At 54.9% G+C, this 24,065-nt stretch carries 18 protein-coding genes; 9 read left to right on the forward strand and 9 right to left on the reverse strand.

The window, feature by feature from the left end:
- The first annotated feature begins 99 nt into the window (after positions 1-99).
- The gene (locus tag NDQ72_04780) at positions 100-1,194 is read left to right on the forward strand and encodes an MFS transporter (protein ID WKD29269.1); all 1,095 of its coding nucleotides are present in this window, start codon (positions 100-102) and stop codon (positions 1,192-1,194) included.
- A 114-nt stretch (positions 1,195-1,308) separates the two neighbouring features.
- Here NDQ72_04780 and NDQ72_04785 read toward each other — a convergent pair whose 3' ends face one another.
- On the reverse strand, positions 1,309-2,610 hold the full coding sequence (locus tag NDQ72_04785; protein ID WKD29270.1) for an IS1380 family transposase: 1,302 nt from the start codon (positions 2,608-2,610) through the stop codon (positions 1,309-1,311).
- A gap of 444 nt (positions 2,611-3,054) precedes the next feature.
- Between NDQ72_04785 and NDQ72_04790 the strand changes: the two genes are divergently transcribed.
- On the forward strand, positions 3,055-4,482 hold the full coding sequence (locus tag NDQ72_04790; protein WKD29271.1) for a Glu/Leu/Phe/Val dehydrogenase: 1,428 nt from the start codon (positions 3,055-3,057) through the stop codon (positions 4,480-4,482).
- Positions 4,483-4,565: 83 nt separating this feature from the next.
- On the opposite strand, the gene NDQ72_04795 is transcribed toward NDQ72_04790, so the two are convergent.
- The 3 genes from NDQ72_04795 to NDQ72_04805 form a co-directional block, all read right to left on the reverse strand.
- Complete coding sequence (locus tag NDQ72_04795; protein ID WKD29272.1) at positions 4,566-5,501, reverse strand: cation diffusion facilitator family transporter; 936 nt, start codon at positions 5,499-5,501, stop codon at positions 4,566-4,568.
- 169 nt (positions 5,502-5,670) lie between these two features.
- Positions 5,671-6,225 (reverse strand): carboxymuconolactone decarboxylase family protein, encoded by a 555-nt coding sequence (locus tag NDQ72_04800; GenBank protein ID WKD29273.1) that lies wholly within the window; start codon positions 6,223-6,225, stop codon positions 5,671-5,673.
- Positions 6,226-6,257: 32 nt separating this feature from the next.
- Complete coding sequence (locus tag NDQ72_04805) at positions 6,258-7,583, reverse strand: aspartate aminotransferase family protein (protein WKD29274.1); 1,326 nt, start codon at positions 7,581-7,583, stop codon at positions 6,258-6,260.
- Between the two features lie 188 nt (positions 7,584-7,771).
- Here NDQ72_04805 and NDQ72_04810 point away from each other — a divergent pair, with 188 nt between their 5' ends.
- Positions 7,772-8,659 carry a MurR/RpiR family transcriptional regulator gene (locus NDQ72_04810; protein WKD29275.1) on the forward strand — a complete coding sequence of 296 codons (888 nt, stop codon included), beginning with the start codon at positions 7,772-7,774 and terminating at the stop codon, positions 8,657-8,659.
- A 23-nt stretch (positions 8,660-8,682) separates the two neighbouring features.
- On the opposite strand, the gene nirD is transcribed toward NDQ72_04810, so the two are convergent.
- The 3 genes from nirD to NDQ72_04825 all read right to left on the reverse strand — a co-directional run bounded on the left by nirD (position 8,683) and on the right by NDQ72_04825 (position 12,998).
- The gene (nirD, locus tag NDQ72_04815; protein WKD29276.1) at positions 8,683-9,072 is read right to left on the reverse strand and encodes a nitrite reductase small subunit NirD; all 390 of its coding nucleotides are present in this window, start codon (positions 9,070-9,072) and stop codon (positions 8,683-8,685) included.
- Between the two features lie 62 nt (positions 9,073-9,134).
- On the reverse strand, positions 9,135-11,642 hold the full coding sequence (gene nirB / locus NDQ72_04820) for a nitrite reductase large subunit NirB (GenBank protein WKD29277.1): 2,508 nt from the start codon (positions 11,640-11,642) through the stop codon (positions 9,135-9,137).
- The gene (locus tag NDQ72_04825) at positions 11,643-12,998 is read right to left on the reverse strand and encodes an FAD-dependent oxidoreductase (protein WKD29278.1); all 1,356 of its coding nucleotides are present in this window, start codon (positions 12,996-12,998) and stop codon (positions 11,643-11,645) included.
- Between the two features lie 759 nt (positions 12,999-13,757).
- Here NDQ72_04825 and NDQ72_04830 point away from each other — a divergent pair.
- From NDQ72_04830 to NDQ72_04855, 6 genes are all read left to right on the forward strand, one after another.
- Positions 13,758-16,511: a molybdopterin-dependent oxidoreductase gene (locus NDQ72_04830; protein WKD29279.1), complete on the forward strand. Its 2,754-nt coding sequence runs from the start codon at positions 13,758-13,760 to the stop codon at positions 16,509-16,511.
- The gene (cobA, locus tag NDQ72_04835; protein WKD29280.1) at positions 16,471-17,370 is read left to right on the forward strand and encodes a uroporphyrinogen-III C-methyltransferase; all 900 of its coding nucleotides are present in this window, start codon (positions 16,471-16,473) and stop codon (positions 17,368-17,370) included. The genes NDQ72_04830 and cobA (NDQ72_04835) overlap by 41 nt, the downstream gene beginning before the upstream one ends.
- 68 nt (positions 17,371-17,438) lie before the next feature.
- Positions 17,439-18,248 carry a formate/nitrite transporter family protein gene (locus NDQ72_04840; protein WKD29281.1) on the forward strand — a complete coding sequence of 270 codons (810 nt, stop codon included), beginning with the start codon at positions 17,439-17,441 and terminating at the stop codon, positions 18,246-18,248.
- Positions 18,249-18,317: 69 nt separating this feature from the next.
- Entirely contained in the window at positions 18,318-20,036 is a 1,719-nt protein-coding gene (locus NDQ72_04845; protein ID WKD29282.1) for a bifunctional protein-serine/threonine kinase/phosphatase, read from the forward strand.
- A gap of 45 nt (positions 20,037-20,081) precedes the next feature.
- Positions 20,082-20,969, forward strand: a complete 888-nt coding sequence (cobA, locus tag NDQ72_04850) for a uroporphyrinogen-III C-methyltransferase (GenBank protein WKD29283.1) — start codon at positions 20,082-20,084, stop codon at positions 20,967-20,969.
- A 173-nt stretch (positions 20,970-21,142) separates the two neighbouring features.
- The gene (locus NDQ72_04855; protein WKD29284.1) at positions 21,143-21,292 is read left to right on the forward strand and encodes a ribosome alternative rescue factor ArfA; all 150 of its coding nucleotides are present in this window, start codon (positions 21,143-21,145) and stop codon (positions 21,290-21,292) included.
- A gap of 164 nt (positions 21,293-21,456) precedes the next feature.
- On the opposite strand, the gene NDQ72_04860 is transcribed toward NDQ72_04855, so the two are convergent.
- Both NDQ72_04860 and NDQ72_04865 read right to left on the reverse strand, forming a co-directional pair.
- Positions 21,457-21,705 carry a hypothetical protein gene (locus tag NDQ72_04860; protein ID WKD29285.1) on the reverse strand — a complete coding sequence of 83 codons (249 nt, stop codon included), beginning with the start codon at positions 21,703-21,705 and terminating at the stop codon, positions 21,457-21,459.
- 445 nt (positions 21,706-22,150) lie between these two features.
- Complete coding sequence (locus tag NDQ72_04865; GenBank protein WKD29286.1) at positions 22,151-24,001, reverse strand: ABC transporter ATP-binding protein/permease; 1,851 nt, start codon at positions 23,999-24,001, stop codon at positions 22,151-22,153.
- Positions 24,002-24,065: the final 64 nt, after the last annotated feature.

Raw genomic sequence — 24,065 nt, forward strand, 5'->3', positions numbered from 1 at the left:
GGAACAGTGCCTCAATAATAGTGGCCCAGTGTATCTTACCCCGCTTGAATAAGCGTGCGAGCTTTATGGTTCTTTTAGCAATCTCAAGTGAGTTAATGCATGAACCAGTACAGCGCAGCCCGCCTTGCTTTCGGGCTATGTATGATCACCACGGCCGTTAATTTGCAGGCACCGCTATATGGTGCGTTGGCAGCGCAAGGCGGGGTTGGTGTTGGTGCCACGACAATTGCTTTTGCCTGTTACGTCGCAGGGGTGATGCCTGTATTGCTGGGGCTTAATGGCTTGGCCGAGCGGGTAGGTTACAAAGCAATCATTGTCACTGCGTTACTGCTTAATATGCTGGCCACTTCCCTGATGCTAATAGCGCCTGGCATCGTAATGCTCGGCGTGGCGCGTTTTCTACTTGGGGTGGGGACCGCGCTGGCATCCGCGGTGGCGCCAGCCTATATGCAACAATTATGGCAAGGCGATGATAAACAAGCTTCTACCAGTTACGTCACGATTAGCAGCGCGCTTGGGTTCGGTTTAGGGGCTGCGGTGACTAGCGTTTTTATCGTTACTACGCCTAGCTTAACGCCCCCCAGTTTGTGGTTATATCTATGTATTAGCGCTTTGGCATTAATAGGCGTGTTGACGCTGCGAAAAAGCATGCCTAGTGGGCCGAAAGGCAGCATGTTACGTTTGCCCAGTTACCCAAAAGGGGCTATTCGATTTGGCTTTGCGATTTTAATTGCCTGGGCCACAGTGGGGTTGGTAATTGCCATATTGCCTTCCGCATTAGAGCAGCATGGTTTAAGCGTTTGGAGTGGTTTCGCGGTTTTCGGTATTTGCAGCTGTGGCGTGTTATTTCAACCCTGGGCCAGAAAGTTGTCGTCATATCGGTCTACGTTATTGGGACTTGCGATTCTGCCCCCGGCTTATGGGCTGATTGCTTGGGGAGCTATCGCGGGGCACTTACCCATATTACTACTAGGCACGGTCATGGCTAGCAGCGCCTGTTACGGCTTTATTTATCTGGGTGGGTTAAGTGGTGTGTTAGCCGTGGCTGGCCCATCTGCTACCCAAGCGAGCGCTGGATATTTTCTAATGGCCTACATTGGTTTCAGTATTCCTGTGGTCACAACGGGAGTGCTTATCGATGCCCTAGCCTGGATTTCTCATAGTACCTCAGCCAGTACCGCACTCAGGCTGTAACACCGCTAAACACCTACTGGCTCGACTTACATCGGCTATTTTTTAACCACTTTCCGTCCTTCAGACACACTTCCCCCTTTCCCCCATTGCGTCGGGCCGGGGGCGCCCGAGCAGTCAGTTCGGCACCAACCGCCTGACCAGATCGGATAGCGCCGTTTTATAGGGGTAGCTGTCACTCATCAACACCCGGATGCGGCGCGTATTGCGGAGGATGACCGCGCCTACTTTGATGAGCTTGAGCCTCAGGTTGCTTGGACTCATGCGCGCGAAGGGCGTGTGCTTCAGGTAAGTCCGTAACCGCTCGAACAGCGTATAAGCGAAGCCCGACAAGATCAGCCGCCACTGATTGGCCCACCAGTGCGTGCTGGAGGTCCGGTCAGCAAACAGGCTCAGTTGTTGATCCTTGATCCGGTTCTCCATGTCACCCCGGGCACAGTACTGCTCGTAGTAAAGCTTGAAGCCGTCATCGTAACGAGAGCTGATGATAAACCGGGGATTAGAGCCTAACTCACCTTCTTCTAGGCGGGCCACCACCCAGCGTGGGTATTTCCAGGAGCGGGCTTGATACTGGAAGCGGAACGTCCCCGCTACTTTCCCTCCCACCTGCCATTGGGTCTTGCGCACCAGCATCATGGGGACGTCCACTTCCTTGAGCAGCCGGCTGTTCTTTGCGATTCCCACGATGTAGTCGACGTGATGCCGATCACACCAGTTCAGCATCCGGGGACGACAAAAGTGGCTATCACCTCGTAACACGATGCGCGTATCGGGCCAGTATTGACGGATAAAGCGTACCAGTAAGGCGAGGATCGCCCAGCTATGGCGGCTGTCGCTGCGGTCACTGGTGCGCAGATAGCTCACCAGTAAGTGGCGCCCACAGAAGACATACAGTGGGAAGTAGCAGTGGTGATCGTAATAACGGTTAAAGAACTTGCCGGGTTGCTCGCCATGCACGGGGATGTCGGTGCCATCAAAGTCCAGCACGATCTCCTTGGGTGGTTCGTCATGCTGTTCAATGAAGTGATGCCACAGCAACTCATGGGCCTTCACTATTGCTTGCCGATCGGCGTTCTGCTCCACCCGGCACAGCGTCGACTTGCCTGCCAGCGTATCCTCTTCATCGAGCGCTGTCTGAAGGGCCTGATCATAGCGCAGGGCCTCATGGTCGTTGAAATCTTCATAGCCAGCGGCGACACCGAACACCCGCTGACGAACCAACGTGTCGAGCTTATGACGAACCTGTTCCGGTGAGCGGGGATCATGAAGCACGGCGGCCAAGCGGCGTGTTAGGCGATGCTGTTTATCGACTTCACGAAGCAGGAGTAATCCGGCGTCCGACGTAATGTGGCCCCCGGAGAAGTCGGCTTCAATTTGGCGGCGAGAGAGTGGCGAGAAGGTCAGCTTTTCAGGTACCATTTTGGAAGCGGCTGTTGGTGTTGGTTTTTGGTGTAAGGCCCTGAAACGTTAACACTTTCAGCCGCTTTCTTTTATACCCTGTGAGAAATCCGGGCTAGGGCATAGCGCGGCATTAACGCTGTTTGGAGTTGCCTTATTGGGGGGAGTTGTCGCAACACTCTGGTTAGTTATCCAGAATCAACGAGAGTACCGCCCAGTGCTAATGGATTAGGCTGGCTGTGTGGTTCTTTAAGCAAATAGCTGACGAAAAATTTAGTGGCGTTTTATATGCTGAGACTATTTAACAATAGTTGAAAGTTGCTGGCGTAGAGGCTTTGTTAGAGTCAGTGAGTTGAGGGAGTTTAAACCAGCTAAAACCTTATAGCACAAAGAGAAGCGTGGTTATCCCCGAAACAGCACTGATCATCATACTGATAAAAACAACGCAGCAATGGAGCGCCACTAATGAGTGATACTAAGTTCGCCCAACAGGGTATGTCTTTTCGTGAAAGTGTCGAGCACATGGTGGATCACGCCATCGACATCATGGAACTGGAAGAGGGCATTGGAAACGCTCTGAAGGTATGCCAGAGCGTAGTGCAGGTATCATTTCCGATTGATATCGATGGCAAGATTGAAATGTTTACGGGCTGGCGAGCCACCCATAGTGATCACCGTCTGCCCTCAAAAGGCGGTATTCGTTTTGCGATGATGGTCGATCAGGACGAAGTTGAGGCTCTGGCGGCGCTGATGACTTATAAATGCGCGATTGTCGACGTACCGTTCGGTGGTTCTAAGGGTGGGCTGATCATTGATCCGAGCAAGTACACTCAAAAACAGCTGGAAGCCATTACACGGCGTTTTGCGCGCGAGCTGATCAATAAGGGGTATCTAAGCCCTGCTACCAACGTTCCTGCCCCTGATATGGGCACCGGGCCGCGTGAAATGGGCTGGATGGTAGATACCTACCGCCAGATGTTTCCTAATGACATCAACTACATGGGGGCGTTAACCGGGAAACCGGTCGAACATGGTGGTGTGCGAGGGCGCAATGAGGCGACCGGACGTGGGGTACAGTATGCGTTGCGCGAACTTTTCCGTCATCCAGAAGAAATCCAGCGTTGTGGTCTGTCTGGTAGCTTGGCTGGCAAACGTGTCGTGGTGCAGGGGTTAGGCAATGTGGGCTATCACGCCGCGCATTTTCTGCAAACCGAAGATGAGTGCTTGATTACTGCGATCATCGAACGTGATGGCGCCTTGGTTAACGACGGTGGTTTAGATGTTAAGGCTGTGCGTGAGTATATTGCTGAGACCGGTGGGGTTAAGGGATATCCGGCGGCTGAGTACCAAGAAGATGGCAGTAAGGTGTTAGAACGTGTCTGCGATATTCTTATTCCAGCGGCATTGGAAGGCGTTATCAATGCCGAGAATGCACACCATATCCAGGCGCCGCTTATTGCTGAAGCTGCCAATGGCCCGATTACCTATGAAGCAGATAAAATTCTTCAACAGCGGGGGATCGAGATTATCCCCGATGCTTACTGCAACGCCGGTGGCGTAGTGGTGTCCTATTTTGAGTGGATTCGCAATCTGAATCACGTTCGCTTTGGCAGGCTCGATAAACGTTTCCATGAAGCACGTGGTCAGCACATTATTCAGGCGATTGAAGAATCAACGGGCCATAAGGTGCCAGATCATCTGGCTGATGAGCTAGCCCGCGGCGCCGATGAGTTTGATCTAGTACGTTCTGGTTTGGACGACACCATGCGTTTGGCGCTGCAAGAGATCATTCGCACCCGTAATGAAAACCCGAAAGTTAACGACTACCGCATGGCGGCCTATCTGATCGCTATCGAGAAAGTTGCCCGCCACTACCGCGATATTGGTGTTTAACAGACTGTTATGTTTTCAAGCGGTTTATAACGGTAGAACTGGTACTCTAAGCGGCCCACAGGCCGCTTTTTAATGTGGCGCGATTAAGCGTGTTTTTTCACTAACTGCCCGCAGGAAGGCGCTGCCCAGCGATCATCTTCGGTGAAGACCACATCGCAGACGACCGGTGAGTAAATGTGGCGTACTTCTTCATCAATTTGCTGGCGTAGGGCATCCTGATGGGCAAGCGTAGACTCATGCAGTGCTTTGGGTAGCACCACATGGACCATGATATATAGCAGGCGGCCAGGGCGTACCATGCGCACCCGTACTTCCTGGGTGTCGATATCCGCAAGTCCACGAGCAACCGCCTGACGCACAGGCTCGGCGATTGTTTCATCGGGCGTTTTATTGAGCAGTTCTCGCAGTGCCTGGGAGGCCATGCGTACCGGTACGCCAAGGCATAGCAACACCACGGCCATCACCAGCAGTGAATCGACATAAGGTACGATACCCCGCCAGTCTAGGCGCTCAAACAGCATCACCAAGCAGAACGCTGCTAACACGGCAGCCGAGATAACACTGTTCACCAGCCAGTTAAGCTTGTCTGCAGCCACCAGCGGGCTACTAACGTGGCGCTGACTGCGGTGCATTACCCAAGCGGTGAGCGAGCAAGCGGCGGTGGCAAACAGTGCGTAGATAACCGCAAGCCCCGCTGAGATCTCCCGTCCACCTGTCAGTAACGCAGCGATGGCGTCCACCAACGCAAAGATGGAAACGCCTAATATCAATAAACCTTTGCATAGATTTACCAGCGACTCGAAGTAGCTGTAGCCAAATGGGTAGGACTCGCTATCGGGTCGGCTGGCTAACTTGCTGACTTTGATGGTGACCAGCGCTACGCTAAAGTAGATAAGGTTAAATAACCCATCCAGCAAAATAGCCTGGGAGTTAGATGCCAGTGTCGCAGTGATACCTGCACACCCAATCAGCAGCGCCATAAAGGCAGAAAACGCTAAGGTGCTGGATTCTGTTTTCACGAACGTTTGCTCCAATATTACCTACCCAAGAGGCTGGCAAGCATAGCAATATCAGTGGTCGCAATGTCAGTGATTTGTTTATAGCGAAAATCGCCGCCTAATTTAGGCGACGATTTTATTAACAGATTGCCCTGAATAAGGCTGGAATTGATTCCTGAGCCAGGAATGTCTACGAAGTTAATGAAAATAGCGTTGGCATTTTTTGCGCTTCTTGTTGAATGTTGTCGTCGACCGGTGTGTCGTAAGTCTTGAGCAGATAGCCCAATACCGAATAAAACCCCACCATAGCAATTAGGTCGATAACGGCCTTGCGTCCGATAGCATCTGCGAGTTCTGCTTCTTGCTCAGGGGACAGCATTCGCTGGTCAAACAATGCATCCACCGCGTCGACGATAAGACCATCAACGCCTTCGGGGCGAGTTCTAATGGCGTCGATTCGTGCAGTGGAGAATCCTAGAGCGAGTGCCCGGCTAACGTGATGAGCCCACTCGTAACGTGACCCCATGCGCAGGCCCGCGCGAAGAATCACCACCTCGGTTAATTCTGGCCCTAAGGCATTTTCCTTAACAACATGCTGGCGCAAAGGTGCCCAGGCTTTGAGTAAAGCCGGGTGATGGGCCATGGTGCGATAGACATTAAGCGCACCGGCAAAGTCCTCGCGTAATTCAGCGACTTCGTTTGGCCAATCGGCATCAGCAATAGGCGGGCAGGGAGAGGGCGTCATGGGTGAGCTCCATTCAGATAGGGGACGTGCCATCACTCGGCGATGGCGGCGTTGATGGCGTCGGCAATACGCTCAATGATTAGGTCGACTTCATCCGGGGAAATAATATAAGGCGGTGCCAGCAAAATATGGTCGCCGTGAATGCCATCAATGGTGCCGCCCATAGGATAGCTGATCAGTCCACGCGCCATGGCTTGCCGCTTAATCTTGGCGTGGATCTTTCGGCTCGGATCGAAAGGTGTTTTAGTGTCCCGGTCCGCAACCAGCTCGATACCGCGAAACAGCCCTCTTCCCCGGATGTCGCCGACATAAGGGGATGCACCGAGAACGTCTTCCAAACCGCTGTGTAATCTCGCGCCCATGGCGTTTACATTGGCAAGTGTCTCGGGACGCGCAATGATTTCAACCACTTTGCTAGCGGCTGCCGCGGCAACAGGGTGGCCGATGTAAGTATGCCCGTGCTGGAACAGGCCAGAACCGTTGGCGAAGCTGTCGTAAATTTTGCCGGACAGCATCACTGCGCCGATCGGCTGATAACCCCCGCCCAAGCCTTTGGCTATGGTGACGATATCCGGTATGACGTCGTCTTGCTCGCAGGCGAAGACCGTGCCGGTGCGACCCATGCCGCACATCACTTCGTCGAGGATCAGTAGTACGCCATATTTGTCGCAAACCGCACGTACACGTTTAAAGTAATCCGCGACAGAAGCGACAGCACCAAGGGTGGCACCTACAACGGGCTCGGCAACGAACGCCATCACTTCTTCAGGGCCAAGTTCCAGAATTTTTGCTTCGAGTTCGTCGGCAAGCCGAATAGCGTAAGCCTCTGGCGATTCATCGGCGCCTTTTTCACGATAGGCATAGCAGGGGGAGACATGATGAGTTTCTGGCAGGATGGGCTGAAACTGCTTACGCCGCATCGCATTGCCACCGGTTGCCAGCGCACCAATCGTGTTGCCGTGGTAACTCTGACGCCTAGCAATGATGTGTCTACGCTGGGGGGCACCAATTTCCACGAAGTACTGCCGTGCCATCTTCAGCGCCGTTTCAACGGCCTCTGACCCACCTGACACGAGATAGACGTAATTCAATCCTTCAGGTGCCAAATTGACGAGTTTTTCAGCAAGCGCTTCAGCAGCGTCGGTGGTGAAAAACGAGGTGTGTGCGTAGCAGAGGTTATCAATTTGAGCGCGCATCGCCGCCAGTACTTCCGGATGAGCGTGCCCCACACTGGTGACCGCAGCGCCTCCTGAGGCATCTAGATATCGGCGCCCAGTGGTGTCTGTAATGTAGACGCCTTGCGCCGACGCGGCATGGGGTAGTGTTGGGCCGATACTGCGATGAAGAATACGAGTCATGGAAACGGTTCCTTAGGGTCACTTAGCGATGTGAGCACGCCATAAGGAGAAGATTGGCACAGTTTGATTTATGAGTGCAACAGTTGAATCATTTGTATTTTTAGTAAAACATATAGATCATTGTTTTTTTACAACAGTAACGTTTAAATCGGCGGCTGTTTTAACAAGCCGTATAAGAGGCAACACGCATGCCGCAGCGCGACCCTTTAAGGGAGCAGATTATCGCCCAGTACGATGCCATGTCGCCGCAGCTCCAGCAGGCAGCTCGCTACGTGCTGGAACACCCTGATGAGGTGGCACTGGTTTCTATGCGCGAGTTGGCGCGCCATGCAGCGGTGCAGCCTGCCACCATGACGCGGCTTGCAAAGTTCCTGGGCAAGCAAGGATACGATGATATTCGCGAGCACTATGTGGCAGCGCTGCGGCGAGGAAGTGATGGTTTTGCCGCTAAGGTTCGCCAGCGAAACGAGGGGGCTAGAGCCTCGGCCAACGGCAATATCGCCGCGCATATGCTGCATGGGCTGAGTGCTCAGATTTCCCGGCTCTGTGAGCCTGACTCACTGCAACGGTTGGAAGCCATCGCTAATACGCTGAAATCGGCGAGAAAAGTGTATGTGCTAGGCTTGCGCTCATGCCACTCCGTGGCGTGGCATTTCCATTACGTTATGTCATTGTTGGGGGACCGCTCGGTCCACCTAGATGGGCCGGCGGGAACCGGCGGCGATGCGCTCGTTCGCGCCACACCCGAAGATGTCATGCTGGTTATCTCCGTCAAACCTTATGCAGTAGCGACACTGGAACTGACGCAGTTGGCAAAAGACAAGGGGCTGACGATTCTGTCGATCACCGATAGTGAAGTATCGCCACTGGTAGGGATGTCAGAGCAGACGATTTTTTGCCCCACGGAAAGCGACAGCTTTTTCCATACGTTAACGCCCGCCTTAGCCATCTCCGAAGTACTGTGCACCTTATTGGCAGAAGATGATCGATCACAGGCACTCGATGCGTTGCAGCGGGCAGATGAACATTTCTTGAGCCTGAATACCTACGCGAGCGCTATTCCTCGCCGGGAGTGACGCCATCGTAAAGCCACTGTCAGTTACCCCTCCACCCATACCTCCTCGCCCCTAAACGCGACTTTCCAGGTACGCAGCTTGACGTCCTCATCCTCTAAGCATTGGCCATCTTCAAGGCGAAAATGCTGCTTATAGAGTGGCGAGGCAACCACAGGGCTGCCTTTAACATCACCGATAATGCCGCGGGCAATGACGTTAGCGTTAGAAAACGGATCAAAGTGGTCGAGTGCGTAGAGTTCTTTCTCCTGTCCTTGGGAGCGCTGCCTCGGTAAGTAGAAAATGGCCACTTGGGCTGGGCCTTCTGACGTGTTCAACCAAGCAGCGACGCCAGAAAATGCCACTAGGTCAGCTTTAGCGCAGAGCGGCTGCCAGGTGTCGGTGCTCACGATGTGTTTGAGTGCGGTCGCGGTCATCAGTTACCTCATTAACGTTGTCTGGTTTGCGAATATGTAGTGTTTAAGCAGGGCATTAGTGCTTAAGCGGGACGAAGCTGGCCGCGCTCGGACGTCATAATGATTGACGGGTCGGGACGCGCATCGTTGACGAAGCTACGGAAGCGTTTGAGTTTGCCTGGGTCGCTGATGGCGTTGGCCCATTCGCACTGGTAGCTATCGACAACATGCTGCATTTGCCGCTCCAGCTCGCTATTAATGCCTAAGCTGTCTTCCAGAATCACCTCTTTGAGGTACTCCAGGCCGCCGTCGAGATTTTCGCGCCATACGGAGGTGCGCTGCAGTCGGTCGGCGGTGCGTACATAAAACATCAAGAAGCGGTCAATGGTGCGGTAGAGCTGCTCGTCGTCCAGGTCAGTGGCGAGCAGCTCAGCGTGGCGAGGGCGCATGCCACCGTTGCCGCACACGTAGAGGTTCCAGCCGTTTTCGGTGGCGATAATACCGATATCCTTGCTCTGAGCCTCGGCGCATTCCCGGGTACAGCCTGAAACACCAAACTTAATCTTGTGGGGCGCGCGCAGGCCTTTGTAGCGATTTTCCAGTTTGATGGCCATGCCGACGCTGTCCTGCACACCGTAGCGACACCACGTGCTGCCGACACAGGACTTCACCGTGCGTAGTGATTTGCCATAGGCGTGGCCGGTTTCAAATCCTGCCTCAATGAGCTCGCCCCAGATAGCGGGGAGGTCTTCTAAACGTGCGCCGAACAGATCGATGCGCTGGCCGCCGGTGACTTTGGTGTAAAGCTGGTACTTCTGGGCCACTTGCCCGAGCACGACTAACTTATCGGGAGTGATTTCACCGCCTGCAATGCGCGGCACCACAGAGTAGGTACCGTTTTTCTGCATGTTGGCCATAAAGGTGTCGTTGGTATCCTGCAGAGGAATATGCGCCGCGTCGGTGATCGGCTCATTGAAGCAGGAGGCCAGAATAGACGCCACAGCGGGCTTGCAGATGTCGCAGCCCAGGCAGTGGGTGTCTTGATTGCTGTGTTTTGCGATCAATTCGCTGAAGGTTTTGATGCCTTCTACGCGCACAATATCGTAAAGCTCCTGGCGGGTATGGGCGAAGTGCTCGCAAATCGATTTATCGACTTCGACACCGCGGGCTTCCAGTTCGTGGTCAACCACGCTTTTGAGCAGCGCTGTGCAGCCGCCGCAGCCGGTGCTTGCTTTGGTGGCTGCTTTGACACCGCCTAGATCCACTGCGCCAGCGTCAATAGTGGCGCAAATATCGCCTTTAGTGACGTTGTGGCAAGAGCAGATGGAGGCGGTTTCCGGCAGCGCACCGGGGCCGAGAGTGGGGGCGGCGCCGCTGCTTTGGGGCAGAATCAATGAGGCAGGCTCGTCGGGTAACTCAATGCCATTGGCGTAGTACTGCAACAGCGTGTCGTAGACGCTGTTATTGCCCACCAGCATGGCGCCGAGCAGCTTTTTACCGTCGCTAGAGACCACCAGCTTGCGATACTCCTGCTTGATCGGATCTAAGTAGCGGAACATTCGCGCGCCAGGATTTTGGTTGCCATGGGCGTCACCTATCGAGCCCACATCCACGCCCAGCAGCTTGAGCTTGGTGCTCATATCCGCGCCGCCAAACTGGGTATCGCCACCGGTCAGCGTCGAAAACGCTGCTTTGGCCATTTGATAACCGGGGGCGACCAGACCAAAAATGCTCTGGTTCCATAGCGCCACTTCACCAATCGCCAGAATGGCCGGGTCGCTGGTGAGGCACTGGTTATCCACTACCACGCCGCCGCGCTCACCAATTTCCAGGCCGCAGTCACGGGCCAACTGGTCGCGGGGGCGAATACCTGCCGAGAACACAATCAGGTCGGTTTCCAGTACTTTGTCGTCTTGAAAAACCATGCGGTGGCGGCTCGACTTGCCATCTTCAATACGCTGAGTCGCTCGCTCGGTGAGCACCTGTACGCCTAGAGCTTCAATTTTTTCGCGCAGTAGCTCACCGCCTTCGTTATCCACCTGCATCGGCATTAGGCGTGAGGCGAACTCCACCACGGCCGTATCCAGGTTCAACCCGCGCAGGGCATTGGCCGCTTCAAGGCCCAGCAAACCTCCGCCAACCACCACGCCGGTGGTGGCGTTTTCGGCGGCGGCCTGAATGGCGTCTAGGTCGTCCAAGGTGCGGTACACCAAACAACTATCGCGGTCGTTACCGGGAATCGGCGGCACAAAGGGGAACGAGCCGGTAGCCAGCACCAGGCGGTCGTAAGGGTAACGGCCTTGTTCGGTGACCACCTCTTGTGAGTTGCGGTCGATCTCAATAACGGCTTCGCTTGTGCGCAGTTCAACGCCGCTGGTGGCGTAGTAATCCGCTTCGCAAAGCGCGAGCGAATCGGCATCGCGGCCGCTGAAGTATTCAGAGAGATGTACACGGTCATAAGCGCGATGGCGCTCTTCGCCAAACACGGTGACCTGATAGCGCTCAAGGGCGCCGTTATCGACGAGCTGCTCGACCAGGTGGTGGCCGACCATGCCATTACCAATAATAATAAGCTGCTGTTGGGTAGACATTTAAGCCGCCTCCGACGTTGTAGAAGAAGAGTGTTTTGAAGAAGATTGTTTTGAAGAGAGCTCAGAAGAATCAGGACTGTGTATAGATGCCGCTTCGCGTAGCGCCTCGACATCAGCACCACCAAAGAGTAGGGCTTGGCGGTAAGCGTTGAGATCGGTGCCCGCGAGCGCCTGCTCGAAGTACCAGGGGCCTTGGCTGGTGTCGCCGTAAAGCACCGCGCCTTCTATCTGGCCGTTGCGCAGCAGCAGGCGGCGATAGTCGCCGCGCTCAAGGTCGTGGTAATTCAGTACTTCATGCTCGGCGCTGGCCTCGGTGGGGCCAAAAGCGTAGAGCGCTACACCACTGATTTTGAGTTTGGTGGCGCTGGGGGCATCTGCGTAGCCTTGGGAATGCGTGCCGCACAGCGTCGCGGCGAGCACTTCTACCTGTCGCCAGATCGGCTCCACTAAACCGTAGGTGGTGCCCTCGAATTGGCAGCATTCGCCCAGCGCTGAGATCGTCGGGTCGCTGGTGGTGAGCCATTCGTCCACCACAATCGCTTGATCCGTGCGCAGACCTGCCTGGCGGCCAAGTTCCGCATTAGGGGTAATGCCCGCAGCAACGATCACGCTGGAGGTGTTCAACTGGCGGCCATCGGCGAGATGCACCTTGGTGACCCGGCCCTGGCCATCACTCTCTAGCCGCGCTAGCTGCACGCCAGTGATGATCTGTAAACCGCGCTGAGTGAGAGTGTCTTTAAGCAGGTGGGCGGCAGTTGCATCCAACTGGCGGTTCATCAGCCGCTCGCTGCGCTGGAGCACGCTTACGTTGATGCCGCTGCCGCGTTTACGTAACCCCTCAGCCGCTTCAAGACCCAGTAGGCCACCGCCAATCACCACTGCATCACCACCCTTTTGAGCAATGGCTTCTAGTGATTCGGCATCTTGCAGGTCGCGAAAGCCGTGTACGCCCTCAAGCTCAATACCAGGAATGTCGGGCAGCGCTGGGTGCGACCCGGTGGCGATGACTAAATGATCGTAATCAAGCGATCGGCCGCTATCCGTGGTCAATGTTTGGCTTGCGCGATCAAGCGTCTCGACCTTTTCACCCAGTATCAGCGTGACGCCCTGGTCGGCGTACCACTGGGCATCGCGCAGGGAAAGTGCCTCCTGCTGCATTTCACCGGCCAGCAGTGGCGAAAGCAGAATACGGTTGTAGGCAGGGGTTGGCTCTGCACCAATCACCGTGATTCGCTGGGGGTGTGTGGGCTGTTTTACCAATGCCTCAATTAGGCGGTGGCTTGCCATACCATTGCCAATGATCACCAGATGGACGTTTTGATGATCGTTGGGCGAGCACCGGGAAGTGGTTTCCATGGGGGGCTCCTCTATGTCTTTGCGGCTGCTTGAGCACCAAACAAAAAACGCCCCTGTCTCGCACCTCTTTGCAAAGCATTGCAAAAGCGTACGTAACAGGGGCGTCGTTGCCCGATAGCGTCTTTTTAAACGCGCGACAACCGCCATTGGCTGCCAACTGATTAAAAACCTTACGCTGTCTGAAGCAAAGAGCTGGCCAACTGGCCATCTAGCATGTTTTTTTAAATAACTTCAGCTATTTAGATGTGATTGGTGGAAGGTCGGTGACACGACTCTTCGGATAGGCTGCACGGTGATGGTGCGAAAAGGGCGGTGGCGTGCACTCTCACACACCGTTTAGCGTGTGCAGAGTGTAAAAAAGAACGTCGTGAAATGGTTTTTTATTTTTTAAGTTTTTGTTTTTAAATTATTAAATTTAGATTAATCAGTTTTCGGCTTGGCTTTTGCAGTTTCCAAGGCAATAAGTAAGTTAACAAGCAATAAGCACTCATTGCTAGGCGATGGCAGAGAACAATTCCAAAGCTATTAGAAAAATAACGAGTCGTTAGAAAATGTGTAGCTGTTAGAGATTTGGCAGATGTAAAAGTCTGTAGTGGTAAAAACTAGTTTGCACCGCTGAAGGTGCGCTGTGGCAACGACGTCCAGCCCTCTTCTCTCAATGCGTTTATAAAGCGCATTAGAGAACGGGACTGGGCGTTTTTTTATGCTCGGCATTTATATACGTATATACGGCGTTCAGGCTCGACCCGAGGAGGTGTTATGCGAGGGGCAAAAGCAGGGCAGCAGTCCACAACGACGCAGCAAGCCAAAACCACATGCCCCTACTGCGGCGTTGGCTGTGGCGTGACGGCAACTGTTGAAGCGGGCACGCTGAGCGCTGTCGAGGGCGATCGCGAGCATCCGGCTAACTACGGGCGTCTGTGCGTCAAAGGTTCTGCGCTACATGAAACCTTGGGACAACAGGGGCGGTTGACGCACCCGCGTGTAGATGGGGTTGAAGTCTCCTGGGATACCGCCCTAAGCACCACTGCCGAACGCTTAAACATTCTGCGGGCCGAGTATGGCAACCATAGCGTGGCAGCGTATCTTTCCGGCCAGTTGTTAACTGAGGATTACTACGTTGCCAATAAGCTATTTAAAGGCTTTTTGGGCACGCCCCATTTAGATACTAACTCGCGGTTGTGTATGGCCTCGGCGGTGGTTGGTTACAAGCGCGCCTTCGGCGCGGATGCGGTGCCGTGTAACTACGAAGATTTGGAAGAGGCGGAACTGATCGTGCTGGTGGGGTCCAACTTGGCTTGGAATCATCCGGTGCTCTATCAGCGGATTAAGGTTGCTAAAGAGCGCAATCCGCTGATGCGTTTGGTGGTGATCGACCCACGAGTCACCGATAGCTGTGAAATAGCCGATCTCTATCTGGGGATTAAGCCAGGCAGCGATGCTTACCTGTTTAATGGCCTGCTGGCGTGGATGGCGCAGCGTCGCAAGCTCGATACCCTCTATCTTGAGCGCCACACCGAAGGGGTTGACGATGCCCTGGCGGCGGCTCAGCAAACCGCGGGCTCGGTAGCGGAGGTAGCGGCGGCTTGTGATGTCGACCCCGAGCGCCTGGAAACCTTCTACTACTGGTTCGCCAGTCAACTGCATGTGGTCACGCTTTACTCCCAGGGCGTCAACCAGTCTTCAAGCGGTACCGATAAGTGCAACGCAATTATTAACTGCCACCTGGCTGGCGGCAAAATCGGTTTGCCGGGGGCTGGGCCGTTCTCGATTACTGGCCAGCCCAATGCCATGGGAGGGCGCGAAGTGGGCGGGCTTGCCAACCAGTTAGCCGCGCATATGGATTACCACACCCCAGGCGCCCCGGATTTGGTCAGCCGCTTCTGGGCTACCCACAGCCTTACACCGATCCTGCCGGAAGAGCCTGGTTATAAAGCAGTGGAGCTGTTTGAGGCCATTGAGCGTGGCGAAATAAAAGCGCTGTGGGTGATGGCCACCAATCCCGCCATCAGCCTTCCCGATGCTGCGCGGGTGCGTGCTGCGCTGGAAAAGTGCCCGCTGGTGATTGTTTCCGAGTGCGCTGCCCATACTGACCTGCTGCCTTATGCCGATATCGTGCTGCCTGCCTCGGGGTGGTCGGAAAAAGATGGCACCGTTACTAACTCCGAGCGGCGTATTTCTCGCCAGCGGGGCATGCTGCCGCCACCAGGTGAGGCTCGTCATGACTGGTGGATTCTCTGCGAGGTGGCCAAACGCCTGGGGTTTGCTGAGGCGTTTAACTACGCGCATCCCTGGGAGATTTTCGACGAGCACGCCAAGCTCTCTGGGTTTGAAAACGGTTCGGTGCCTGATAGCCCGCAGCGGTTGTTTGATATCTCAGGCTTAATAGGGTTGGGCCGGGAGGGTTACGACGCCTTAGCACCCATTCAATGGCCGGTCACGAAAGCCACACCCCATGGCACTGCTCGGCTGTTTGAGGATGGCGAATTTGCCACCGCCAATGGTCGCGCCAAGCTGCTGGCGATCAAGCCCCAAGGGCCTGAACAGGCGCTGAGTGCCGCTTACCCGCTGCGGCTGAACACTGGCCGGATTCGTGATCAGTGGCACACCATGACCCGCACCGCTCGTTCACCGCGGTTAATGAATCACCGTGCCGAACCCTTTATGGATGTGCATCCAGAGGATGCCCGCACTGCCGGTGTTATGGATCAAGGGCTGGCGGTGTTAACCGCCGCGAAAGGTGAGTTTCGCGCTCGGGTGCGGGTCTCCAATGCCCAGCGCCGTGGTGAGGTCTTTGTACCCATCCACTGGACTGACTGCTTCACCCAGCAGGCCAGAAGCAGCGTGCTGATCGACAGCATTACAGATCCGCTCTCTGGGCAGCCGGAATCGAAGCACGGCGCCGTAGCGCTGGCGCCGCTTGCTACTGATTGGCAGGCCACCTTATTGGTTGCCGAAGGGGCAGCGCAATCAACACCTTGGTGCACCAGTGCCTACTGGACACGTATTCCCATGCGCGGCTGCCAGCGCTGGCAGCTTGCCAATACGCAGTCGGTTAATGACTGGCTAGCGCAGCTGAAAACGTGGCTGCCCGGCGACGTATCGGTCGTCAGCCAAGACCCCACTAACGGAAGGCTGCGCGCTGCCTGCGTGGAAAACGATCAACTGCGCTGGTGGCTGATGGTTGGCCCGCCCAACGAGTTGCCAGGGTTGGCGTGGCTGGAAGCACGTTTCAACGAGGCGGCGCTGAGCGATACCCACCGTCGCCGCCTATTAGCTGGCTGCGACGACGGCGCCACGGATACCGGCCCGGTGGTGTGCAGCTGCCATCAAGTAGGCCAAACCACCATCGTCAATGCCATCCGTGAGGGCGATATCAGCGTAGAAGCGTTGGGCGCCAGGCTTGCCTGTGGCACCCAGTGCGGTAGCTGTATTCCCGAATTGAAATCACTTATTGAAGAGGAGCGGCCCAATGCCCGCACTAAGCAACCCCTTGCTACTGAAGTGGTTTAACGCCGTTATGCGGTTGTCGCACCGCGCGCTAACGCCGTGGGTCCAGCAGGCTGCAGACATACGTTTGCCACTGCGTGGCGAGTGCCGCGCCGGGCAGGTTTACTTGGTCGGCGCAGGCAGCGGCGATGCAGAACTGTTAACCCTCAAGGCCGCACGCTTGCTTATGCAGGCGGACGCCGTGGTGTATGACCGTTTGGTGGGCGATGACGTGCTGGCGCTGATTCCTAACGGCAGCGAGCGCTACTACGTGGGCAAAGCCCGCGGCCATCACAGCGTACCTCAAGCTGAGATCGGCGAGCTGATGGTCAAACTCGCCCGCGAAGGTAAATCGGTGGTGCGCTTGAAGGGCGGCGACCCGGCGGTATTTGCGCGGATGGGGGAAGAACTGGATGCCCTGGCCGCTGCCGAGATCCACGCTGCCATTGTGCCAGGGATTACCGCGGCCTCTGCCGCCGCGGCCTGCATGGGTATTCCGCTCACTGATCGTGGCCATGCGCAGCAGCTACGCTTTGTGACTGCCCAGCTATGCCGCGAAGACGGCACCCCAGATTGGTCGTCGCTGGCGCGCAAGGATGAAACCCTGGTGTTTTATATGGGCCTTTCAAAAGTGAGTGCAATTTGCCACGGCCTGCGCCAAGCGGGCCTGCCGGATGAGTGGCCGATCATGCTGGTGGCTAATGCCAGTCAGCCCGAGCAGCAGTCGCTGGTGGGCTCGCTTGCGGATATGCCCGAGAGGCTCGCCGCCACACCCTTGCCATCCCCCTGCTTGATTGTGGTGGGCAGCGTCGTGCAAAGAGTCGCCACGACGCCCGCTGCCCTAGCCACCAATTTCTGCTCTGCACAGCAAACCACGCCTTAACGGCAGGGTTTGCTGTGCTTGTTTGACTCTTCTGACCCTTACAATCAGCTACCAAGGAAACGCTCTCTATGTCCTACTTATTGCCTGCCGAATTTGCTACCAAGATGGTCGATGCTGGCGAAGCCAAGCTGCATATGTCTACCCGTGATGCGCTGATTCGCGCTTTTATGGCGGGGGCTATATTGGCCATCGCGGCGGTATTTGCGGTGACCGTAGCAGTGCAAACCGGCTACCCGATTATCGGCGCCATCCTGTTTCCGGTGGGCTTCTCGATACTCTATCTAATGGGCTTTGATCTGTTGACCGGGGTATTTGTGTTAACGCCGCTGGCGTGGCTGGATAAACGGCCTGGGGTGACGATTAATCGTATTCTCAAGCACTGGGGCATTGTGTTTATCGGTAATTTTGGTGGCGCATTAACGGTCGCCTTTCTAATGACGATTGTGTTTACCTACGGCTTTAGCACCGAACCTAGCGAAGTAGGGCGGGTCATTGGTGAAGTAGGTGAAGGGCGCACGGTGGGTTACAAAGAGTATGGCGCTGGCGGCATGGCGACTATTTTTATTCGCGGCATATTGTGCAACTGGATGGTGTCTCTTGGGGTTGTGGGGGCGATGATCTCAACTACGGTGAGCGGTAAGGTAATTGCCATGTGGATGCCGATTATGCTGTTCTTCGGTATGGGCTTTGAGCACTCGGTGGTCAACATGTTTCTGTTTCCATCTGGGCTGATGATGGGCGGTAACTTCTCGATTATGGATTACCTGATCTGGAACGAAATTCCGGTAGTGCTGGGTAACTTGATCGGTGGTTTGGCGTTAACAGGGCTCACGCTCTACACCACTCACGTGCGTACCGCGCCGCAAAAAGCCCTATGATCTGATAGGCAGTAGTTTGTCATTAACCAAGCCTTCGCTCCGGCGGAGGCTTTTTTTAGGGGAAGCATAATGGCAGCGCTGACCATTTCGCTCGGCCAGCACTCTGATAAAGGGCGCAAGCCCAGCAATCAGGATTTTTACGGCGCTTATCTACCCAGCGAACCCTTGCGCGCCACCAAAGGTATTGCGATCGCGTTGGCGGATGGGATTAGCAGCAGTGAGGTAAGCCGCGAGGCGAGCGAAGCAGCGGTGGGCGGGTTTTTAACAGACTACTACGCCACCCCAGCTACCTGGGCGGTTAAGACCTCCGCCCAGCGGGTGCTGCAGGCCACCAATGCATGGCTTTATGCCCAAACCCGGCAAAGCCAGTATCGCTACAACCTGGATCGTGGCTATGTGTGTACCCTCAGCGCGATGGTGATTAAATCCACCACTGCGCACCTGTTTCACGTCGGCGATAGCCGAATCTATCAGCTCGCTGGTAATACGTTGGAGCCACTGACCGAGGATCACCGCTTCTGGGCATCCCGGGAAGTCAGCCATTTAAGCCGCGCCATGGGGGCCAGCCAGCACCTGGAGCTGGATTATTGCGCCGTATCGCTGAACGTGGGCGATGTGTTTGTACTCACTACCGACGGTGTTTATGAGTGGCTAAGCAGCGCCGAAATGGCCGCGCTGATTCACGCCCATTGGGGCGATCTCGATGCAGCGGCTGAGGCGCTAATCGTGGCTGCAATCGACAAAGGCAGCGACGATAATCTCACCGTGCAAATTGTGCGCATTGATTCGCTGCCTGAGCGCCACGCTAATGAGCTCTACGCGGCGCTGAGTACACTGCCGTCACCGTCTGAACTGCGCGCAGGAAGCGAGCTGGACGGCTACCGCATTGTGCGTCAACTGCATGCCAGTAGTCGCAGCCATGTCTACCTGGCGGAAGATGTCGCCAGTGGCGAGAAGGTGGCACTAAAAACCCTCTCAACCGAGCTAAGCCAAGATCCCGAGAGTATCGAGCGGTTTGTGCGCGAAGAGTGGATTGCACGGCGCATCGACAATCAGCACGTGCTTAAAGCCCCCATCCAAGAGCGCCCTCGCCACTACCTTTACACCGTGCTGGCGTATATTGAAGGACAAGCCTTGACCCAGTGGATGCGCGACCATCCTAACGCTGAATTAGCCATCGTACGCCCCATTATCGAGCAAATCGCCAAAGGGCTGCGCGCCTTTCATCGGCTGGAAATGCTGCATCAGGATTTACGCCCCGATAACGTCATGATCGATAGCCACGGAACGGTGAAGCTGATTGATTTTGGCGCTGCCAAGGTGGCGGGTCTTGCTGAAGAGGTCAGTGCGGCTAGCGACGATATTCTAGGTACCGCCCAGTACACCGCGCCGGAGTATTTTCTGGGTGAAGGCGGCACGCCCCGTTCGGATCAGTACTCACTGGCAGTGATTACCTATCAGATGCTAACCGGCACGCTGCCCTATGGTACCGAGGTGGCCAAAACTCGCACCCGGGCGGCGCAACATAAGCTTGCTTACCAATCGGCGCTAAGCGAAAATCGTCAGTTACCCGCTTGGGTGGATGAAGTGCTCAAAAAAGCCTTGCATCCTAACCCTCACTACCGTTACCTGGCGCTTTCGGAGTTTGTCTTTGAGCTTCACTCGCCAAGCCCAGGGATGCTCAATCGCGCTAAACAGCCTCTACTGGAGCGCGATCCAGTGCTTTTTTGGAAAGGCGTCTCGTTGGCGTTGGCTATTGTCGTGATTGCACTGCTCGTCGTTAAGTGAGGCTGAGAGCGTGAATCATTACTCATCACTGAGAGGAGCGTCCACATGCGTGCGCTAAGCAAACAACTAACCCGGAAATGGCTTGAGGCCTTTATGCGCCTCAGTCAGCGGGTGTTAGCGCCCTTTGGTCGCGAGTCAGCCGAGCGCTTACGCCTACCACTAAGCGGTGAGTGCCGTTCTGGAACGGTGTATTTAGTCGGTGCAGGAAGTGGAGATATGGAGCTGCTCACCCTGAAAGCGGCGCGACTGTTAATGCAGGCTGATGCGGTGGTCTATGACCGTTTAGTGGGCGACGATGTGCTGGGGCTGATACCGCCAGGTACTGAACGCTATTACGTGGGGAAAGCAAGCGGGCATCACAGCGTGCCTCAGGATGAGATAGGTGCATTGATCGTCTCGCTTGCTCAGGCGGGTAAGTCAGTTGTACGTTTGAAAGGTGGCGACCCTGGCGTATTTGGGCGTATGGGCGAAGAACTGGGGGCGCTAGCGAATGCCTCGATATCTGCTGAAATAGTGCCAGGTATTACCGCTGCCTCGGCGGCCGCTGCGGGGATGGGGATTCCGCTAACAGATCGTGGCCATGCCCAGCAGCTGCGCTTTATTACGGCGCAACTGTGCCGAGAAGGCGGTACGCCGGACTGGGCAACCCTTGCCCGTCAGGATGAAACCCTAGTGTTCTATATGGGGCTTTCCAAAGTAGATGCTATCTGCCACGGCCTTCGCCAAGCGGGCCTGCCCGATACGTGGCCCATTATGTTGGTGGCCAATGCTAGCCAGCCCGAACAGCAATCGTTGGTGGGCACGTTGGCGGATATGCCCATGCGACTCGCTGCTCAACCGTTACCCTCGCCATGCCTGATTATGGTGGGCAGCGTGGTGAGCATGGTGGCGGAAAGTCCTGCCGCGAGCACGTTAACCACCCGTGGTGATTAAGCGCCCTAAGCATCTTGGGAACTTGGCCGATCTCATTGGGTCATACAAGCGGCGAAACCAATAGGAACGGCAGGCGGTGGAAGCAAATGCGCTGCTTAATAAACGATTGTTAATGGCTATTTTTTAAAGACTGTTTTTTCAAAGACTGTTTTGCAAAGGATGAGGAGTACACCGTGAAAAAAGGCAAGATACGCGATAACGCACTGAAAGCGCAGCTGCGAACGCCTATGTTCAAAATGCAGCAGCAAACACCGAAAAAAGGAAAGGGTAGTTACTCCCGTAAAGGTAAGAGTGATGGGCGAGGGTATCGCCAAGCCGCTTGAGTAGGCGTTTTGGCGATGCCTTCCCCAGGCATCTTATTGCTCGGCCTTTTTACCGAGCAACTCTCATCAGCTTCGCCGACCTCTTAAGGTCGGCTTTTTTAATGGGATTTGATGTGCGCGCATTAATAAAACGCCCCGGCCACTTCCTGTGACCGGGGCGTTAGCTATGTCAGGCTGCTCCCGCAGTGTGGACACGTTTCATAGGCATCGCGGGTTTCGGCCTGGTGGCGTTGATTGCGCTGACTTGGTTCCTCTACACCGTGAATAGATACCAGTTGGCCCTGCTCCCAGCGTAAGCCAATATCTTTTAACAGGTGCGAGTTGTGGAGACGTGGGTTTTCGTAAAGACGCCGCTGAGTGCGATAGTGCTTAACGGCGTTGAATAACTTGCGGGTAATTGTTGCCACTGCCATGGGATCGGTCTCCTGGGTTAGGAGGCCGGGCAACATCGCGATCAGGGAGTATCAAAGGTAACGATAAAACACATGGCCGCGACATCTGCCGCGGCCAATTTTCTCACTACATTTCTGGCGCGCGACAACAATAAGCCGATACCGAATTATTAATAACTCGGTGCAGCTTATTCATTCGGGTCGCGGGGATTTGCCAGCGCATGAGAAGGTCTCTGAAAAGTCTCGTTAATAAAAATAAAGCTACTTTTTAAAAGTAGCCTTTATCTTTTAACCGATGCTTATAGGAGCGTCAACAGTTAAGAAACCTCTGATTAACTATTACGCTTGGCCATACTGCGTTAAAAATCGCCTCAAAATGCTCATTTACAACTCGTAAACTCCGCTTTTTCGTTAATTTTTGCCTTGTCTGGCCTGCGCTCATCACATTAATCAGAGGCTCCTTCAGTTAACGATAACCCTTGGCTTGAAGCCGAAACAGTTTTGCATACCGACCATTACAAGTAAGCAGTTCTTCATGGGTGCCGCGTTCAATAATACTCCCTTGGTCAATCACAATGATCTGGTCGGCGCTGCGCACTGTCGAAAAACGGTGGGAAATTAAAATCGTCATTTTATCGTGGCTATGCTCGCGAAAGCGGGCGAATACTTCTGCTTCCGCTGCGGCATCCATCGCTGCGGTAGGCTCATCCAGCACTAAAATATCGGCATTGTGGCGCATATAAGCGCGTGAAAGTGCTACTTTTTGCCATTGCCCACCTGAAAGCTCCTGGCCATTTTTAAACCAACGCCCTAGCTGGGTTTGGTAGCCATGTGGCATGCGGTCGATAAAGCTATCCGCCATGCCATCGTGAGCGGCTTGCTGCCAGCGTTCTTGGTCATCAAAGGCTTGAGTGTCGCCAACCCCAAGGTTTTCGCCAACAGAGAGTTGGTAACGCACAAAATCTTGGAAAATAACCCCAACCCGCATCCGTAATGCCTGGGTATCCCAGTGCTTGAGGTCACTACCGTCCAGCAAAATGCGTCCTTTGGTCGGGTGGTAGAGCCGCGTTAATAGCTTAATCAGCGTGGTTTTGCCCGAGCCGTTTTCCCCGACTAATGCAATACTTTTGCCCGGCGCTAAATGTAGCGAAATATTGTGCAGTACGTCGCTGCCACCGGGGTAGGCAAAGCTGACGTGTTCGAAGCGTAACCCATCACCTGGTGCTATACCTTTGGTGAGGTGGCCTTCTTCACCTTCGGTGGGTTGCTCGAGGTATTCGTAAAGATTGGAAAGATAGAGGTTGTCTTCGTACATACCGCTAATAGCAGTCAAACTTGCTGAAAGGGCGCTTTGGCCTTGTTTAAATACCATCAAATACATGGTCATTTGGCCAAGGGTAAGCGCGCCCGCGACAGTTTCAATCACTACCCAGGCGTAGGCAGCGTAAAATGTCAGCGTGCCTAACAGGCCAAGGATAAATCCCCAGCCTTCCCGACGTAACGTTAGGCGGCGGTCTTCGGCAAATAGTTTGGTAAAGATATCCCGGTAACGCTGGAGAAACAGACCTTCTAAGCCGAAGAGCTTTACCTCTTTGATACTGTCTTCCCGAGCAAGCACCGTTTCTAGGTATATTTGCATACGGGTTTGCGGTGAGCGCCAGCGAAATAGCCGAAAGGCATCGCCGGAAAACTTCGCTTCTGAGAGAAACACGGGCAATGCTCCCACCACCAAGATGAGTAACGCCCAGGGGGAGAACTGCACCAGTAGAAACCCGAAGCTAGCCAGTGAAATAGCATTTTGTAGCAACCCGAAAGTTTTATTCACCAGCGCGAGCGGGCGCGTAGACGCTTCCCGCCGTGCCCGAGTGAGCTGGTCGTACAATTCTGAATCTTCAAACTGGCTGAGTGATAGAGTGCCCGCTTTCTCTAGAATCATCACATTAACTTTCTGGCCCAGCAGCGCACGCAGTAGCGATTGCTGGGCCGAAAGGCCGCGTTGTGCCAGGGCAATAAACGCAATAATCAGCCCTTCCAAGGCGACTAAGCCTAATACAGGCGTTAGTGTTTCCCAGAGGTTGGGCGAACTCGCCGCCTGATAGCTTTCCATCGCCGCCACGACGCCATCCACAATCAGTTGGCCGACCCAGGCAGCCACGGCAGGTAGAACCCCTGCCACTAAGGTGCATAACGCTAAGCCCAGCATCATCCAGCGCGAGGTTTCCCACACTAGTGCAAGTGCACGTCGGCTATAGCGGAACACACTAAAGAAACCGCTCAGCGGTGAAGGAGAGGCAGTGTCGGACGGTAATGGCGGCATAGTGAGACAGGCAAGTACCTAGCAAGAAAGAGTGCCATGATGCGACGCTTTGGCGTTGATAGCC

The organism is Halomonas sp. KG2 (assembly GCA_030440445.1).
Lineage (GTDB): Bacteria > Pseudomonadota > Gammaproteobacteria > Pseudomonadales > Halomonadaceae > Vreelandella.

Bases quoted from the DNA above. Each gene is read 5' to 3' on its own strand.
- NDQ72_04780 (WKD29269.1), top strand. From the start codon at position 100: ATGAACCAGTACAGCGCAGCCCGCCTTGCTTTCGGGCTATGTATGATC.
- NDQ72_04785 (WKD29270.1), bottom strand. From the start codon at position 2,610: ATGGTACCTGAAAAGCTGACCTTCTCGCCACTCTCTCGCCGCCAAATT.
- NDQ72_04790 (WKD29271.1), top strand. From the start codon at position 3,055: ATGAGTGATACTAAGTTCGCCCAACAGGGTATGTCTTTTCGTGAAAGT.
- NDQ72_04800 (WKD29273.1), bottom strand. From the start codon at position 6,225: ATGACGCCCTCTCCCTGCCCGCCTATTGCTGATGCCGATTGGCCAAAC.
- NDQ72_04805 (WKD29274.1), bottom strand. From the start codon at position 7,583: ATGACTCGTATTCTTCATCGCAGTATCGGCCCAACACTACCCCATGCC.
- NDQ72_04810 (WKD29275.1), top strand. From the start codon at position 7,772: ATGCCGCAGCGCGACCCTTTAAGGGAGCAGATTATCGCCCAGTACGAT.
- nirD (WKD29276.1), bottom strand. From the start codon at position 9,072: ATGACCGCGACCGCACTCAAACACATCGTGAGCACCGACACCTGGCAG.
- nirB (WKD29277.1), bottom strand. From the start codon at position 11,642: ATGTCTACCCAACAGCAGCTTATTATTATTGGTAATGGCATGGTCGGC.
- NDQ72_04825 (WKD29278.1), bottom strand. From the start codon at position 12,998: ATGGAAACCACTTCCCGGTGCTCGCCCAACGATCATCAAAACGTCCAT.
- NDQ72_04830 (WKD29279.1), top strand. From the start codon at position 13,758: ATGCGAGGGGCAAAAGCAGGGCAGCAGTCCACAACGACGCAGCAAGCC.
- cobA (WKD29280.1), top strand. From the start codon at position 16,471: ATGCCCGCACTAAGCAACCCCTTGCTACTGAAGTGGTTTAACGCCGTT.
- NDQ72_04840 (WKD29281.1), top strand. From the start codon at position 17,439: ATGTCCTACTTATTGCCTGCCGAATTTGCTACCAAGATGGTCGATGCT.
- NDQ72_04845 (WKD29282.1), top strand. From the start codon at position 18,318: ATGGCAGCGCTGACCATTTCGCTCGGCCAGCACTCTGATAAAGGGCGC.
- cobA (WKD29283.1), top strand. From the start codon at position 20,082: ATGCGTGCGCTAAGCAAACAACTAACCCGGAAATGGCTTGAGGCCTTT.
- NDQ72_04860 (WKD29285.1), bottom strand. From the start codon at position 21,705: ATGGCAGTGGCAACAATTACCCGCAAGTTATTCAACGCCGTTAAGCAC.
- NDQ72_04865 (WKD29286.1), bottom strand. From the start codon at position 24,001: ATGCCGCCATTACCGTCCGACACTGCCTCTCCTTCACCGCTGAGCGGT.